Origin of the sequence: Deinococcus sp., from assembly GCF_018260405.1 — a bacterium.
Classification (GTDB): Bacteria; Deinococcota; Deinococci; order Deinococcales; family Deinococcaceae; genus Deinococcus.
In genome coordinates this window covers 1-14,396 of record NZ_JAGLBG010000066.1, presented here as the reverse complement: position 1 = coordinate 14,396, position 14,396 = coordinate 1, and the positions used below count along the sequence as shown (strand labels likewise).

Genomic DNA, 14,396 nt, shown 5'->3' with positions numbered 1-14,396 from the left:
CACACCAGAGCTATGGGCTGCTGCAAAACCGCGCCGACTGTTTCGCGGGGCAGGCCACGACCCCGGAAGGCGGACTGCTGACCCGTATCTCCCCCAGCTGGCCGTTCAACTCGCGCCCGCTGGAAACTCAGGCACTGGTAGTCGCGGCTCCTGAACTGGCCCGCCCACTGATACAACTGGCCGCCGAACTCCGGCAGGTGGTTCGGCAACCGGGGGTGATTTGCCACAGCGACTTGCACCCCAATCAGTTCATCTGGCGCGGTGGGCGGCTGGCGGCGCTGCTCGACTTTGGAGACGCCGCCATTGCCCCACCCGCCTGGGACCAGGCCAGTCTCGCCTTTTTTCATGGCTGGGACGTGGCCGAGCTGGTCAGCCATGCCGCAGCTCAGCATCTGGGACGCGGCAGCGCCCTGTTTGGCCTGCTGCTGGCGCTTCACCGGGCCAGCCGCGCTGCGGAACATGCCCAAACCAAACGTCTGGAACAGGCTGTGCGTTTCGCCCGGTGCTGCCTGAACCGCCTGTAATGCGGACTGCGCTCAATTCCGCCCGCAGTGGGGAAGCCCCTTCACGGGTGCCGTTTTACACTGCCCGCGCCTGTGACAGCAGCTTTGCAAGTCTGCTCGGGCCGATGATAGGTTCATCATCCGGCAAGTGTTTCAAACCGCTGGCACCATCTTCTAAATCCCGCACCATCAAAAGTGCCGCCGGGCGCTCTTATGCACTTTCCGGTAGGCTCGGCCCGCTTTTCTGGCCCCGTAGCGTAGCCCATGATCGGGGCGTATGCCGTCGGCCACCAGATGCAGCCACTGGCTGACGTAGTAGCCGACCATCAGGGGCAGCAAAAATTTATGGCCGAACTGGTCTGGCAGCTGCGGCAACTGCACCTGGGGGGCAAAGGTCCGGATCAGGCCCACCACAATGACGACCATAATCGCCATGTACGCCAGGCGGGTCAGTGGCCCCAGAATCCAGGTGTGACTTAGGCCCCGGTGACTGAACAGCATCCCGTAGGGAACCCAGAGGCCCCCCAGCAGGCCCCAATGCTGCTTGCTGTCCACGTTGCCCGTGGCCAGATCAAGGTCGGGCGAAAGCAGAAAGGTTCCGGCCATGAATCCCACCGTGAAGTTCAGCGTCTCGCTCTGGGTCACCACAATGGCCCCACTGCGGGTACCCAGCAAAGCGGCGGCGACCAGGCCAGCATAAACAGCAATATTAATCAGGTTGTGTACTTTCCCGCTCGGCACGCGCCCACTATGCCGCAAATCCAGGCGGCAGGTGCCCCCAGAGGTCAAAAAAAACCTCTACCCGTCCGGTACTGTGGACTACCGATTGAATCTGAAACAGCCAGATGCAATTCAGGCGGAGGCAAGAAGGAAAAATACGGGTTTCGGGGTATGGCGGTACAGGCGGTGCCGTCTTGGTCAGAACGGCGCCCATGATGGGGCCTGACCGCACCCAGGCAGGGGGCTTGCCGCTCTGCCAATCTGTCACTGTCCTGTTGTCATGGCCCACACCGCGTGCGCGGTCAGCCGCTTAGAGCATTGTGCAAAAAGAGGGTGCTCTTTTGACCATCTTTTTGCCGAGTAGAACGAGTGAAAAAGAAAGAGCAGGACGTAGAATGAAGGGGGCGGCGGTGTTGTTACGACGTACCCATCATTCGGAGAACTGCTCTAAGCGTCGGTAAGGCTGTCGTCGCGCTCCAGGCGGAAACCGTGCGGTAAAAAATCACGAACCAGACCGCTGACGATTTCGCCGTGCTGGTTAACGCACACCACACGGGCCTCCGGTGCAAATTCGAACAGCACCTGGCGGCAGGCCCCACACGGGCTGGCAGGCGGCGTAGCCTCGCTGTAGACCACCACATCCGTAAATTCACGCTGCCCCGCCGAGGCCATCGCCTGCACCGCACTCTGCTCGGCGCAGCGGCCCAGGCCATAGCTGGCGTTCTCGACGTTGGTTCCGGCAAAAACCTCCCCGCTGGCCGTGCGAAGCGCTGCCCCCACCTGAAAGCGGCTGTAGGGCGCGTAAGAATTGACAAAAGCGCTGCGGGCCGCCTTCAGCAACTCGGCATCAGGCTGGGCCTGTGCTAAGGCGGCATCACTCACGGTCATGCAGCGCCTCCAGCTGGGCCTGCACCATGATGGGGTCAAGCTCGGGGGCACGTTCCACGCGGATACGGGCCACCCGGCGTTGGTCGGCCTCGGCCACCGTGAAAGCCCAGCCCCGGTAGGCAAAGCTCTCGCCAACCTCGGGAATGTCCCCGAAGTGATTGGTCATGAACCCCGCCAGCGTGCCGTATTCCGCCTCGCCTTCCTCCAGATCCGCTCCCAAACGCTCCTCGACATCGTGCATGGTGATGCTGCCGTCCATCAGATAGATGCCCTCGGCAAGCACCTCAATCTGGGGCACCTCGTCTTCATCGGTCTCGTCGTAGATTTCCCCAACGATTTCCTCAATGGCGTCTTCCAGCGTCACCAGACCCGCCGTGCCTCCAAACTCGTCTACCACGATGCTCATGTGCGACTTCTTGGCCCGCATCTTGGCAAGCAGGTCTTTAATCTTCATGCCCTCAGGAACAAAGAAAACCGGGCGCATCACCTCACCGACCGTCAGGTGGTCGAGCGCTTCGAGGTGCCCCAGCATATCGCTGGTATGCACGATGCCCACAATATTGTCGGCAGTGGCCTGAAAAACCGGAATGCGCGAGTACCCGTGTTCGGTGTTCAGGTCGACCAGGCGGCGCAGCGGCGCAACTCCGTCTATCACAACCATATCCACGCGCGGGGTCATCACTTCACGCACGGTGGTATCCGAAAGGTCAAAGACGTTATAAACCAGTTCCTTCTCGCTGTCTTCCAGCACCCCTTCCTGGCTGGAGGCCCCCACGATCATGCGGATTTCCTCTTCGGAATACGCCGTATGGTGCCCGGCGACCGCCTTGAGTCCGATCAGCTTAAGCACGCCGCCACCCAGGGCATTGAGTCCCAAGATGACCGGCCTGAAGATCGCGGTGAAAGCCACCAGCGGGCGCACCAGCAGCATGGCCATCTGCTCGCTTTTTTGCAGGGCAGCCGATTTGGGCACCAGCTCGCCCAGCACGATATGGAACGTGGTCGAGATGATAAAAGCCAGCGCGAAGGAGGCGGGCTTCTGGTAGTTTTCGGGGAAATTAATCTGGTGAAACAGCGGCTCGGCCAGGTGTTCGATGGCAGGCTCGGCCACAAAGCCGATCAACAGGCTCATCATCGACACGCCGAGCTGCACAGCAGCGATATAGAGGTCAAGACGACCCAGCACGCGGCTCACCATTTTGGCGGCGCTGTTGCCCTCTTCGGCAAGCTGTTCGATACGGGTCCGCCGGACACTGACCAGAGCGTACTCAACCGCCACAAAATAGCCGTTGAAAAACACCAGCACGAACAGGGCAAGAATGCCAATTAAATCTTTATTCATTGAACGGCGCGCTCCCTTTTCGCGCCCCAACACTCCGCACAGGCCATGCTGCCCACCCGCCCCGGTTCAGGACAGGCGTCGGTTGCTGGAAAATTTCCGTAAGCCGCAGTAAAAAATCCGCCATCGGGCAAGATTCACCGGGCGTTTTCAACGAGCCAGAACCAGGAGGCTCCATAAACGGCTTTTACTGTAACACACCTAACTTAGAGCAACTCTGCGAATGACGGGCACGTCGGAAACACACCGCCACCCCCTTCATGCTACGTTCTGCTCTTTGTTTTTCACTCGTTCCACTCGGCAAAAAGATGGTCAAAAGAGCACCACCCTTTTGCAAAATGCTCCAAACGCCGAACCGACCCGTAAAGAAACCTTTAACGGGGCAGTTCGGCAGTAGGGAAAAACTTTAAATACGGCCCTGTTGGGCAACTGGCGGGCCCAGAACAGTCAAGAGGCTGCCCGCTCTATCCGGAAGTTCCTTAGAACAGCTTGCGCTTGAGCAGCCCGCTTAGGCCCTTGGGCGTTTCGGGGGCTTTCTTTTCCTTATCTTGATTATGCGCTGAGGCGACTCCCTTATCGGCAGCTTCAACCTGCGGGAGATCTTCGTCGCTGTCCACTTCATCCCACTCGTAGATACGAACGTGGCGGCCTACTCGTTGATCAGTCATGCCTCCTACGTTAGGGCAAAGCGCGTGTCAGGACTCTTACATAGAGGTTAGAAAAATGCCAAGTTTCTCACATTAATGTAAGTTCCGCTAAATTATGGTGCAGGCGAGAAGCGGCCAGGCCCCATCCTGGGTGCCGTTCTGCTCAAGAAGACGCCGCCTGTACCGCCTTTTCTGGCTGAAATACTCCAAAGAAACGGCCCTGCCTAAACAGTTGATGACTTTGGTCATCTATTTAGTGTACCTTTTAGGTCAATGATTGCTCTGACCCCTTTTTCTCAAATGTCTTGCTGCGCGGCCAAGTGCCGATGTCGCTGACGGCCCAGCCGACGTTCCCTAGCTCTTTCCTGCCCCCGGAGGCCCGAGATGTCCGACATTGAAACCCTGAAAAAAGAACTGCCCCCGTTCCAGATTTTTGACCTGATTCCGCAGTACGCCGCCGCTGGCGCGATTGACCCGGAAAAGATCGACCTGCTCAAGTGGGCGGGCGTGTATCCGCAGCGCCCACAGGAGGACGGCTTCTTGATGATGCGGGTCAAGGTGCCCACCGCCGAGTTGCACGCCGACGCCCTGCGGGTAGTGGCAGGCATCAGTGAAGATTTCGGGCGCGGGCTGCTGGACGTGACCGACCGCCAGGCCTTTCAGTTCCACTGGCTGCGGATCGAGAACATCCCCGAGATTTTAGACCGCCTGGAGACCGTGGGCCTGCACACTAAAGGGGCCTGCGGCGACACCGTGCGGGCCGTAATCGCCTCGCCGCTGGCCGGACTGGACGCCCGCGAGCGAATTGACGTGCGCCCAATCGCCGCCGCCATGGAAGGCACGCTGAGTGGCAACCATGATTTCGAAGACCTGCCGCGCAAGTTCAAGATCAGCATTACTGCCACGCCCGAACTCGAAGGCATTCACCTGATCAACGACATCGGCTTTCTGGCCCATGAAGTCAACGGTGAAATCGGCTTCGATGTGTGGGTTGGGGGCGGACTGGGCGCCGTGGCGCACCTCGCCGAGCGGCTGGGCGTGTTCGTCTCGCCGGACGAGGTGGTCGAAGTGGGCCGCGCTATTGCCGGGGCATACCGCGACCACGGCTACCGCGTGAACCGCAAAAAGAGCCGCCTGAAGTACCTGATTAAAGACCTCGGCCCGGTCAGGTTCCGCGAACTGGTCGAAACCGAGTACCTGGGCCGCCCCCTGCGCGACGGCCCGCCCGCGCCAGTGGCCCGCTTCGGCGGCAGCGACGTGCTGGGCGTGAACCCGCAGAAAGACGGCCTGAACTATGTGGTGCTGACCACCACCGTTGGCCGCATCAGCCCTGAACAGGCCCGCAAGCTGGCGGATCTGGCCGAGCAGTACGGCAACGGCCACCTGCGAACCACTGCCTTTCAGAACATGATGATTCCGCACGTGAAGACCGAACATGTGGACACACTGGTCGCCGAGCTGCAAAAGCTGGAGCTGGCCCCCAAAGCCACGCTGCGCGGCACGACTATCGCCTGCACCGGCACGCAGTTCTGCCGCCTGGCGCACACCGAAACCAAGGCGCGAGTCGCGGGCATGATTGACGTGCTCGAACCCGTCCACAACGATCTAGACGTGCCCTTCGTGATCAATCTGACAGGCTGCTCGAACGCCTGCACGCGCTATCAGGTGGCCGACCTGGGCTTTATGGGGGCGCTGCGGGCCAACAAGGAAACTGGTCTGGAGGACGAGGTCTATAACGTGCATCTGGCAGGCAGCATCGGGCAGGCGCAGCGCACCGGCACCAAGCTCAAAGGAATCGTGCCCGCCGAGCGGCTGACCGAGTACACCGATAAGGTGCTCAGCGATTTCAAGGCGCACAAGCAGCCCGCCGAGAGCTTCGTGGAATACGCCGACCGCGTCGGGGCCGGGCACTTTTTGCCCGACACCGTGCTGAACAGTGAAAAGGAGCTGATCAACGCATGAGCGCCACCCTGACGCCCAGGCCAGCTCAAAAGACAGGCCGTGTGGTCTGGTTTACCGGGCTTTCGGGTGCGGGCAAAAGCACTCTGGCCGCTGCGCTTTACGAAGAACTCAGGGCGCGTGACCTTCCGGTGGAGCTGCTCGACGGCGACGCCGTGCGCGAGAACCTATCCAAAGGACTGGGCTTCAGCCGGGAGGACCGCGACACCAATGTGCGCCGCATCGCCTTTGTGGCCGGACTGCTCGCCCGGCACGGCGTCACGGTGCTGGTCAGCGCAATCAGCCCGTATGCCGACACCCGCCGCGAGGTGCTGGACACCCTGCCCGGCACCATCGAAGTGTTCGTGGACGCGCCGCTGGAAGTCGTGACTAAGCGTGACGTGAAAGGCCTATACCTCAAAGCACTTGCCGGGGAAATCCCGCATTTCACGGGCGTATCCGACCCCTACGAGGCTCCGAGCAGCCCTGACCTGCACCTGCGAACTGACCAGATCAGCGTGCAAGACGGTGTTAAAGAACTGCTAGCAAAACTGGGGCTGAACGCATGACCGCCGCCGAGCCGCGCCAGGAGCCGCCCACTGTCCCGGCCTTTACGCCGGAAACCGGGCCACAAGACATTATCCGCTGGGCGCTGGACGTGTACCCGGACGCGCTGATGCCGAGCGCCTTCAACCTCAACGGCGTAGTACTGGTTGATCTGGCAGCCAGGGCGGGCTACCGGGGCGACGTGGTGTTCGTGGACACCGGCTACCACTTTCCCGAAACGCTGGCGACCCGTGACCGACTGGCGGCGCGTTACCCCGAGCTGAACTTCGTGACGCTGAATGCCGGAGCGCACCCCGAAGACGGCCAGACGCCCCCCACGCTGTACGCCAGCGACCCCGACGCTTGCTGCGCCGTGCGGAAAGTGGCCCCGCTGCAAGACTTTCTAAGGCGCAAGAATCCGCCCGCGCTGCTGAACGCCCGCAGCCGCGATCAGGCGGCGACCCGCGCCGATATTCCCTTTGTGGAAGTGGGCGGTACGCGCCCCAGGATCAACCCGCTGGCGCACTGGACGCGCGAAAAGCTCGAAGCCTACGCCACACAACACGATCTGCCGGTTAATCCGCTGTACTCAGACGGCTTTCTCAGCGTTGGCTGCTGGACTTGCACCCGCGCCGTGCGCCCCGGCGAGGACGCCCGCGCGGGCCGCTGGGCCGGAAAAGGCAAGACCGAATGCGGGCTATGGCAGGGCGAGAACAGACTCTGAGGCCTCGCCGGTAAAACCAGCCTCTCCTTTTGACCTAGAGCATTTCACCAACAGCATTTAGCCAAAAGAAGTTGCCTGGTGGCCTCCTCACCCCTTGCCCCGCGAGGCCCGCTGAACTTCGCAGCTTTACAAGCCCGGCGAGTCAAAAAAGCAGAACCTTTATTCAAAATGCCGGAATAGTTGACCTCTTTCATCCAGCATCAGACCTCTACCATCAGGAGTGACCATGACCACCACCGAACTGCCCGCCACCTTTTTGCCCACGCCGCTAGGCGGCACCCTGATCAACCGCGTGCGGCTGGCCGACCCCGCCGAATACGCTCACCTTCCAGCGCTGGAACTTTCAGACCGCTCCTTGAGCGACCTCGAACTGCTGGCAACGGGGGCCTACTCGCCACTGAGCGGCTTTCTGGGGGAGGCCGACTATCTGTCCGTGATCGAGCACTTGCGTCTGAGTGACGGCACCCCCTGGAGCCTGCCGATCACCCTGCCCGTGACTGAAGACGAGGCCGCCAGGTTGCGGGGCCGAATTCGGCTGACGCGTGGCGGCGTGATGGTCGGCCTGCTGGACATAAGCGAGCAGTACGCGGCCCGCAAGAGTTTGGAGGCCCGCGAGGTCTACCGCACCGAGGATCCGGCGCACCCCGGCGTAGCAGCGCTGTACGAGCAGGGCAACATCAATCTGGCCGGAGAGGTGACGCTGCTGGAGGTGCCACGCGGCGAGTTTCCCCGCTACCACCGCACGCCCGCCGAGGTTCGCGCCGTAATCGAGGCACGCGGCTGGCAGAGCACCGTGGCCTTCCAGACCCGCAACCCCATTCACCGCGCCCATGAATACCTGCATAAAGTGGCGCTGGAACTGGTCGACGGCCTGCTGCTGCACCCGCTGGTCGGTACCACCAAGAACGACGACGTACCTGCCGACACCCGTATGCAAGCCTACGAGGTGCTGCTGGAGCACTATTACCCGGCGCAGCGCACCCTGCTGAGCACCTACCCTGCCGCCATGCGTTACGCCGGGCCGCGTGAGGCGATCCTGCACGCGCTCTCAAGGCGCAACTACGGGGCCACTCACTTCATCGTGGGGCGCGACCACGCCGGAGTCGGCAACTACTACGGCACTTACGAGGCGCAGGAAATCTTCCAGAACTTTACCGCCGAGGAACTGGGAATCCGGATTCTGAAGTTCGAGCACACCTTCTATTGCCAGTCGTGCCAGCAGCTGGTCAGCCCGCGCACCTGCCCCCATGACCCTTCGCACCACCTGGTTCTCAGCGGCACCAAAGTGCGCGAGAAGCTGCGTGGGGGCGAGGCGCTGCCCTCCGAATTCACCCGCCCCGAAGTGGCCGACGTGTTGCGCCGGGCCTACGCCAGGCAGCAGTGATTTTGCCGCTTCAGCTCCGTAACATGTCCCCGCGCAATCAACGGTGATACGGACTGCCGTGTGTTTCGTTCACCGCCCGCCCAGGCACTGGGTTAGAACTCTGCGCCCAAGAGTCCGGTTTGCTTCTACTCGCTCTGCGGCTGCTTTACAAGTCCGCCCGAAGTGAATGGTTTTTGCACACCATTCAATCCAAGTCTGTATGAGAGGTCTTTTATGAGGTTTACCCTTCTGTTGGCTAGCCTACTTCTGACCAGTGCCACTTCCGCGCAGGGGGCGGCGACCCTGAGGCTGGGCTACTTTCCTAACCTGACGCACGCCGCCGCTCTCGTGGGCGTAGGCCGCGGCACCTTTCAGAAAGCTCTGGGAAGTACCAGACTCGACGTTCGCACGTTTAGCTCGGGCACGACCCTTTCCGAAGCTTTCGCTGCGGGGCAGCTTGACATCGCCTACATCGGGCCAGGGCCAGCCATCAGCGCCGCCAGCCGGGGAATGCCGGTGCAGTTTCTGGCGGGGGCGGCCAATGCCGGAGCTGTTCTGGTCGCTCGCAAGGACAGCGGCATCAAGCTAGCCAGGGACCTGAACGGAAAAACTGTGGCGGTCCCGAGTCTGGGCAATACCCAGGACATCAGCCTGCGCCACTTGCTGAGTGCCAGCAACTTGAAGACAAAAGAAAACGGCGGCGGCGTAACCATCGTCTCTGTTCCACCTGCCGACATCGTGGCGGCTTTTGCAGGCAAACGGGCGGACGCCGCGCTGGTGCCGGAGCCTTGGGGAGCGGCGCTCGAAGCTCAGGGCAATCCGGTTATCGGCGATGAAAAGACCGTCTGGCGCGGCGGTAATTACCCATCGGCTCTTGTCATCGTGAACACTAAGTTTGCCCAGGCCAATCCAGGGGTGGTCAGCGCGTTTGTAAAAGTCCACAACGACGCCACGGGTTTTCTAAATAAATCACCTGCCGCAGCTCAGGCCGCCGTGAACGCCGAACTCGAAAAGCTGACGGGCAGCAAACTTGATCCGCGTGTCCTGCAACGCGCCTGGAGCAGAACCCACTTCACAGCGGCGCTGGACATCAACGCCCTCAAAGAGTACGCCGCCCTGAATGTCGAGGCTGGCTACGCCCGTACCATTCCCGATTTCAGCGCACTGATTCGCCCATAGCCCAAGGAGCCTCTATGACCGCCCTGCCACAAGATACCGACCTTCACCGCAGTCCCGCGCTTCCCCCGCGCTGGCTAATGCTGGGCTGGCAACTCCTGGGCCTGCTGCTTATTCTGGCCGTGTGGTACGTGGCAACCGACGTGCTCAAGCTGTACCCGGCCTACGTGTTTCCTAGCCCCAGGGCGGTGTGGACCGAGATCAGTTACGGGCTGTGGGGCAGCGGGCCGCAGGACGGCAAGCTGCTGGCCTCCATTGCCGGAAGCCTGCGCCGGGTCGTTACCGGCTACCTGGCCGCCGTGGTTCTGGGCGGGTTCATTGGCCTGCTGATGGGGCTGTGGCTGCCGCTGCGGGCTACGCTTGGATCTTACCTCACCGGAGTGCAAAGCGTGCCCAGCATTGCCTTCGTGCCGTTCGCCATCTTGTTTCTGGGCCTCAACGAGCGGGCGGTGCTGTTCGTGGTTATCCTGGAAAGCTTTATTCCGGTGGCGCTGGCGGTGTCCGGGGCGCTGCTAAACGTGCCGCCGACCCTGCGCGTGGCGGGCCGCACGCTGGGGGCCAGCGGACTCGGGCTCATGCTGCGGGTTCTGCTGCCTGCCGCGCTGCCCAATGTCCTGAGCGGCCTGCGAACTGCCTGGAGCTTCGCGTGGCGGGCGCTGGTCGGCGGCGAACTGCTGATCTCCGGAAGCAAAAGCCTGGGTGAGCAGCTAGAAGTCGGGCGTAACACCGCGAACGTGGCGCTGGTGCTGGCGACCATTCTCATCATCGGGCTGATCGGCGGGTGCTTCGACGGGCTGCTGCGGCTCATCGAAAGCAGGATTCGGCGCGATTACGGCCTGGAAGTGGCACAATGACCATTCCCATGGAACGCCCCGCTGCCGCCCAGCCAACCACCCGCGCCGTCGCCGGGTCGAGCCTGACTTTAGAACAGGTCAGCTACCGCTACAGCAAAGGCTCCGGCGGTCTGGGGCCAATTGACCTGCACGTCGAACCGGGCGACTTTCTGTGCGTGGTGGGGCCGTCGGGCAGCGGCAAAAGCACCCTGCTGAGCCTGCTGGCCGGGTTCCTGCGCCCGCAGCAGGGCCGGATCAGCCTGGGCGGGCAGCTGGTGCGTGGCCCCCACCCACAGCTGACACTGGTGCAGCAGGAATCGGCGCTCTTTCCGTGGCTGACGGTCGGGGGCAATGTGGCCTTCGGGCTGAATAAACTTTCCCGCCCTGAGCGTGAAACCCGCGTGGCCGAGGCCCTGCAACTCGTGGGCCTCAGCGGGTTCAAGCAGCGCCGTCCTCACGAACTCTCGGGCGGGCAGCGCCAGCGCGTCAGCATTGCCCGTGCGCTGGCGACCAAGCCGGGGCTGCTGCTCCTTGACGAACCCTTCAGCGCCCTCGACATCCAGACGCGCACCGGGCTGGCCGACGAACTGCTAGCGATCTGGTGGGAACAGAAAGTCACAGTCGTTTTCGTGACCCACCACCTCGACGAGGCGCTGCACCTGGGCAGACGGGTCGTGGCGCTCAAAGCCGGGCAAATTGCGCTGGACGCCTCGGCGCGGGAACTGACCGTGGGCGGCCTGCGCGGGGTGCTGGAACAGGGGTAATACGGATTCCGCTAAATTCCGCCGCAGTCGGGACGACACCGCCTGCGGCTCCATACCGCGAAGGGGCGTATGTTGTTCCTACTCGCATCCGCTCGGATTGATTCGGAACTGCACCAAATCAATCGGAATCCGTATAAGTTTCCGGAACACCACGCACAAAAGGGACTGGACAGTTTCAAATTCTCCCTGTCCAGAGTTATAAAACTGCCCGAATCAGTGCGCCGCTTCGACTTCCTTGCCCTGGTTTTCCTGAGCCAGCCGCTGCCAGTTGACCCGGCGCTGGCGCCACTCGAAAATCAGCATCTTGCTGATCTCATCGAAGGCGCGGGCCACGAACACGCCCCAGACGCCCAGCGAGGTGTGCATTCCCAGCCAGATCGCCAGCGGCAGGCCGACCCCGAACGCCCCGATCAGGTCGCCCGCGATAATGCCTTTGCCGTCGCCCGCGCTAGGCAGCACGCCGCCGCCGACGATCATGTTGCGAACCTTGAATACCTGGTTGGCTGCCGTAATCAGTACCCCGATGATGGCGATGTGCTGCACGTCACTTCCCACCTTCGGAAACAGGCTGGGCACCAGCAGACTGCTAAGGGCAAACACGGCCCCAAAGGCAAATGCCGTCACCAGCCCAGCTCGGGTCACGCGGCGCAGCCAGAGTTGTGCGCCCTCGGCGTCTCCGGCCCCCAGCGCCTTGCCGATCAGCACCGTCGCCGCGCTCATCAGACCGAAGCTGCCCACGATGAAAATCCCTTCCAGCGAGGCCACGATCTGACTGGCGGCCAGCGCCTCGGTGCCCACCCGCGCAAAGACCGCCGCGTAGATAAAGCCGCCCAGCGTCCAGACGAACTCGGTGAAGGCCAGCGGCGCACACAGGCGCAGTAGCGGCTCGACAATCGAGCGCCACTCGGCCCGCTTGGGCAGTTCCAGCCGGGCCAGCTGGCGCGGGCCGTAGACCTGATAGCCCAGGTGCAGCGCCTTGTAGGTGTTCGACACCACGATCGCCCAGGCCGCCCCGACCAGCCCCAGCTGCGGCAGCGGCCCGACCCCGAAAACCAGCCCGTAAGCCAGCAGACACTCAATGATGACGCTGATGATGGTGGCAACCAGCGGCGTGCGGGCGTGGCCCAGACTCCGCAGCGCTCCGCTAAGCACCCAGGCCAGGATGCCCGGCACCAGCGCCAACATAAAGACCTGCATGTAGGGCGTGGCGGCCTGTGTCACGGCGGGGTCTCCCCCGGCCAGGCGCAGCAGCGCGGGCGCACCGACCACCACCGGTACCGTAAGAGCGCCGGTCAGCGCAACACTGAACAGCAGCGTGGCGCTGAGGGTATGGTTGACCCCGCCCTGATCCCCGGCCCCGGCGCGGCGGGCCACCAGAATGCTGGTGCTGCTGCCCAGAGCCCCCAGCGTGGCAAAAAACAGAAAGCCCAGGCTGCCGCTCAGACCTACCGCCGCCACCGCCACCGCGCCTAAGACCCCCACCACGATCTGATTGATGAAGGTCAGCACCAGCTGAATGACCATTTCCAGGCTGACCGGAACGGCGATCTGGGCGATTTCCCGCATCGGCGAGGGACTAGGGGCAGATGTGGTCACGGCAGACATAGGTCGACAGCCTACAGGGTTTGAGTTAGCGGGGCATCAGCCGAAACGAGCAGGCTAAAAGGAGCTGCTGGGCCTGAACCCAAATAACCGCCAGATCGCCCACGAACTTGGCCTGAACGAAGATGAGGCCCAGGACATGACCCGCAGTCTCCGGCGCGGCGTGGTGACGCGCCGCTGCGTCCGTCAAACCGCCGGTAGTGCGGATGATGGAGCGGGGTGGGCCACTCGCGTTCCACCTCTGTACCAACGTTCAGCAGCGCACCACCCAGCCCTGCATCACGACCGGTATTCAGGCAGGTTTCACCATCAACGGCGATGCATACCAACACCCATGAAATACGTGACGACGTCCGCTCGTGGCTCTGGCCTCAGCTTCCCGGAATCCAGGATGAGCTTTGCCTTAAACTGAAGCCGATGCCCCACTTCGACGTCACTCGCGCCACCCCTTTCCAGCGCCGGAGAGCCTGATGAGTTTACCCACGCCGCAAACCGGTTCCAAAACCTTTGAACTCGATATGCATGTCAACTTTGCCACTCCACTGACCGGAGAAGCGGCTAAGGCGGCCCTGCTGGTGCTGGAAGGCTTTACGGTGGACCTCTACCGCCCGCACCCCAAAGCCCTGCCCTCAGGTCACATCCCGCATGAGCTGGTGCCTTCCGCCCGCCTGATGGGGGTGCTGCGCGACCCTGCTACCGTACGCAGCGCACTCGAGGCCCTGCTGAACGGGTCAGCCCGCACCGTAGAAATCGGGTTGCGCGGCCTGCTCCGCAGTGCTCAGGGACAGACCGAATGGATGCCCTGGCGTAAAAACGTCGTCCTGCCACGCCACGCCGTGGATCAGGTGCTGTTTGTTGAGGGGATCAAATACATTTTGGAGTAAACCCCCCGCCAGCAACGTGGTTTTTCTTCGTATCCCGAACGGAACAAAAGCACTTTGGCCTGCTTGAACACTTTGCCCTGCCTGAACACCTCGGCTTTGAATGAGCTTCAGTGGAAAACGCCAGCGTGCGAACGCTGTTTTCCCAGTACCGCCTCACGCCCGACCGCTGTGATCCGGACAAGTTCGGGCAGCCCGGCAGCCGCAGCGCCCTGCGAAAGGCCCGCAGCGTTCCCAAGTGGCTCGACCAGCCGCTTACGCAGCAACCAGTCGAGAGAGACGGCTTCGATCTGGTCAGCAGCCAGAGCCTCACCGGCACTTAATGCCAGCAGGAAACGGTGCGCCTGCCGGACCAGCACCGGGGTCATCCGGAAGCCCTGTGAGGGTGAAGTGTGTCTCAGAGGCTGTCTGAGGCCCATATCGTCGGAGTATCCATGCTGCCCTCTTCATCAGGCGCACAATCGCTGGAGCA

The 14,396-nt window shown here is 62.3% G+C and carries 17 protein-coding genes; 10 read left to right on the top strand and 7 right to left on the bottom strand.

Annotated elements, in window-relative coordinates:
- The coding region (locus QZ269_RS09175) for a phosphotransferase (protein WP_291426412.1) at positions 1–524 on the top strand (524 nt) is incomplete at its 5' end.
- A gap of 168 nt (positions 525–692) precedes the next feature.
- Here QZ269_RS09175 and QZ269_RS09170 read toward each other — a convergent pair.
- The 5 genes from QZ269_RS09170 to QZ269_RS09150 form a co-directional block, all read right to left on the bottom strand.
- Positions 693–1,292, bottom strand: a complete 600-nt coding sequence (locus QZ269_RS09170) for a metal-binding protein (RefSeq protein ID WP_291426411.1) — start codon at positions 1,290–1,292, stop codon at positions 693–695.
- A 378-nt stretch (positions 1,293–1,670) separates the two neighbouring features.
- Positions 1,671–2,111 carry a cytidine deaminase gene (gene cdd, locus QZ269_RS09165; RefSeq protein WP_291426410.1) on the bottom strand — a complete coding sequence of 147 codons (441 nt, stop codon included), beginning with the start codon at positions 2,109–2,111 and terminating at the stop codon, positions 1,671–1,673.
- The gene (locus QZ269_RS09160) at positions 2,098–3,453 is read right to left on the bottom strand and encodes a hemolysin family protein (RefSeq protein ID WP_291426409.1); all 1,356 of its coding nucleotides are present in this window, start codon (positions 3,451–3,453) and stop codon (positions 2,098–2,100) included. The genes cdd and QZ269_RS09160 overlap by 14 nt, the downstream gene beginning before the upstream one ends.
- A gap of 476 nt (positions 3,454–3,929) precedes the next feature.
- Complete coding sequence (locus QZ269_RS09155) at positions 3,930–4,118, bottom strand: hypothetical protein (protein WP_291426408.1); 189 nt, start codon at positions 4,116–4,118, stop codon at positions 3,930–3,932.
- 87 nt (positions 4,119–4,205) lie between these two features.
- Entirely contained in the window at positions 4,206–4,346 is a 141-nt protein-coding gene (locus QZ269_RS09150) for a hypothetical protein (RefSeq protein ID WP_291426407.1), read from the bottom strand.
- A 135-nt stretch (positions 4,347–4,481) separates the two neighbouring features.
- On the opposite strand from QZ269_RS09150, the gene QZ269_RS09145 reads away from it, so the two are divergent.
- The 7 genes from QZ269_RS09145 to QZ269_RS09115 all read left to right on the top strand — a co-directional run bounded on the left by QZ269_RS09145 (position 4,482) and on the right by QZ269_RS09115 (position 11,441).
- Positions 4,482–6,059, top strand: coding sequence for a nitrite/sulfite reductase (locus tag QZ269_RS09145; protein WP_291426406.1), 1,578 nt, complete (start codon positions 4,482–4,484; stop codon positions 6,057–6,059).
- Positions 6,056–6,604: an adenylyl-sulfate kinase gene (gene cysC, locus QZ269_RS09140; protein ID WP_291426405.1), complete on the top strand. Its 549-nt coding sequence runs from the start codon at positions 6,056–6,058 to the stop codon at positions 6,602–6,604. Before QZ269_RS09145 ends, cysC begins: the two co-directional genes overlap by 4 nt.
- Positions 6,601–7,305 (top strand): phosphoadenylyl-sulfate reductase, encoded by a 705-nt coding sequence (locus QZ269_RS09135; protein WP_291426404.1) that lies wholly within the window; start codon positions 6,601–6,603, stop codon positions 7,303–7,305. Before cysC ends, QZ269_RS09135 begins: the two co-directional genes overlap by 4 nt.
- Positions 7,306–7,531: 226 nt before the next feature.
- Positions 7,532–8,689: a sulfate adenylyltransferase gene (gene sat, locus QZ269_RS09130; RefSeq protein WP_291426403.1), complete on the top strand. Its 1,158-nt coding sequence runs from the start codon at positions 7,532–7,534 to the stop codon at positions 8,687–8,689.
- 213 nt (positions 8,690–8,902) lie between these two features.
- Entirely contained in the window at positions 8,903–9,847 is a 945-nt protein-coding gene (locus QZ269_RS09125) for an ABC transporter substrate-binding protein (RefSeq protein WP_291426402.1), read from the top strand.
- A gap of 14 nt (positions 9,848–9,861) precedes the next feature.
- The gene (locus tag QZ269_RS09120) at positions 9,862–10,698 is read left to right on the top strand and encodes an ABC transporter permease (RefSeq protein WP_291426401.1); all 837 of its coding nucleotides are present in this window, start codon (positions 9,862–9,864) and stop codon (positions 10,696–10,698) included.
- On the top strand, positions 10,695–11,441 hold the full coding sequence (locus QZ269_RS09115) for an ABC transporter ATP-binding protein (RefSeq protein ID WP_291426400.1): 747 nt from the start codon (positions 10,695–10,697) through the stop codon (positions 11,439–11,441). The genes QZ269_RS09120 and QZ269_RS09115 overlap by 4 nt, the downstream gene beginning before the upstream one ends.
- A 213-nt stretch (positions 11,442–11,654) precedes the next feature.
- Here the strand turns inward: QZ269_RS09115 and QZ269_RS09110 are convergent, their stop codons facing one another.
- Both QZ269_RS09110 and QZ269_RS09105 read right to left on the bottom strand, forming a co-directional pair.
- Positions 11,655–13,046 (bottom strand): MATE family efflux transporter, encoded by a 1,392-nt coding sequence (locus QZ269_RS09110; protein WP_291426399.1) that lies wholly within the window; start codon positions 13,044–13,046, stop codon positions 11,655–11,657.
- A 25-nt stretch (positions 13,047–13,071) separates the two neighbouring features.
- The gene (locus QZ269_RS09105; RefSeq protein WP_291426398.1) at positions 13,072–13,233 is read right to left on the bottom strand and encodes a hypothetical protein; all 162 of its coding nucleotides are present in this window, start codon (positions 13,231–13,233) and stop codon (positions 13,072–13,074) included.
- 280 nt (positions 13,234–13,513) lie between these two features.
- Here QZ269_RS09105 and QZ269_RS09100 point away from each other — a divergent pair, with 280 nt between their 5' ends.
- Complete coding sequence (locus tag QZ269_RS09100) at positions 13,514–13,927, top strand: hypothetical protein (RefSeq protein ID WP_291426397.1); 414 nt, start codon at positions 13,514–13,516, stop codon at positions 13,925–13,927.
- A gap of 110 nt (positions 13,928–14,037) precedes the next feature.
- Complete coding sequence (locus QZ269_RS09095; RefSeq protein WP_291426396.1) at positions 14,038–14,247, top strand: hypothetical protein; 210 nt, start codon at positions 14,038–14,040, stop codon at positions 14,245–14,247.
- Positions 14,248–14,396 lie beyond the last annotated feature (149 nt).

Coding starts and splice junctions, on each gene's coding strand:
- QZ269_RS09125 (WP_291426402.1), top strand. CDS start 8,903: ATGAGGTTTACCCTTCTGTTGGCTAGCCTACTTCTGACCAGTGCCACT.
- QZ269_RS09160 (WP_291426409.1), bottom strand. CDS start 3,453: ATGAATAAAGATTTAATTGGCATTCTTGCCCTGTTCGTGCTGGTGTTT.
- QZ269_RS09145 (WP_291426406.1), top strand. CDS start 4,482: ATGTCCGACATTGAAACCCTGAAAAAAGAACTGCCCCCGTTCCAGATT.
- cdd (WP_291426410.1), bottom strand. CDS start 2,111: ATGACCGTGAGTGATGCCGCCTTAGCACAGGCCCAGCCTGATGCCGAG.
- QZ269_RS09110 (WP_291426399.1), bottom strand. CDS start 13,046: ATGTCTGCCGTGACCACATCTGCCCCTAGTCCCTCGCCGATGCGGGAA.
- QZ269_RS09120 (WP_291426401.1), top strand. CDS start 9,862: ATGACCGCCCTGCCACAAGATACCGACCTTCACCGCAGTCCCGCGCTT.
- sat (WP_291426403.1), top strand. CDS start 7,532: ATGACCACCACCGAACTGCCCGCCACCTTTTTGCCCACGCCGCTAGGC.
- QZ269_RS09115 (WP_291426400.1), top strand. CDS start 10,695: ATGACCATTCCCATGGAACGCCCCGCTGCCGCCCAGCCAACCACCCGC.
- QZ269_RS09155 (WP_291426408.1), bottom strand. CDS start 4,118: ATGACTGATCAACGAGTAGGCCGCCACGTTCGTATCTACGAGTGGGAT.
- QZ269_RS09100 (WP_291426397.1), top strand. CDS start 13,514: ATGAGTTTACCCACGCCGCAAACCGGTTCCAAAACCTTTGAACTCGAT.
- QZ269_RS09135 (WP_291426404.1), top strand. CDS start 6,601: ATGACCGCCGCCGAGCCGCGCCAGGAGCCGCCCACTGTCCCGGCCTTT.
- QZ269_RS09150 (WP_291426407.1), bottom strand. CDS start 4,346: ATGACCAAAGTCATCAACTGTTTAGGCAGGGCCGTTTCTTTGGAGTAT.
- cysC (WP_291426405.1), top strand. CDS start 6,056: ATGAGCGCCACCCTGACGCCCAGGCCAGCTCAAAAGACAGGCCGTGTG.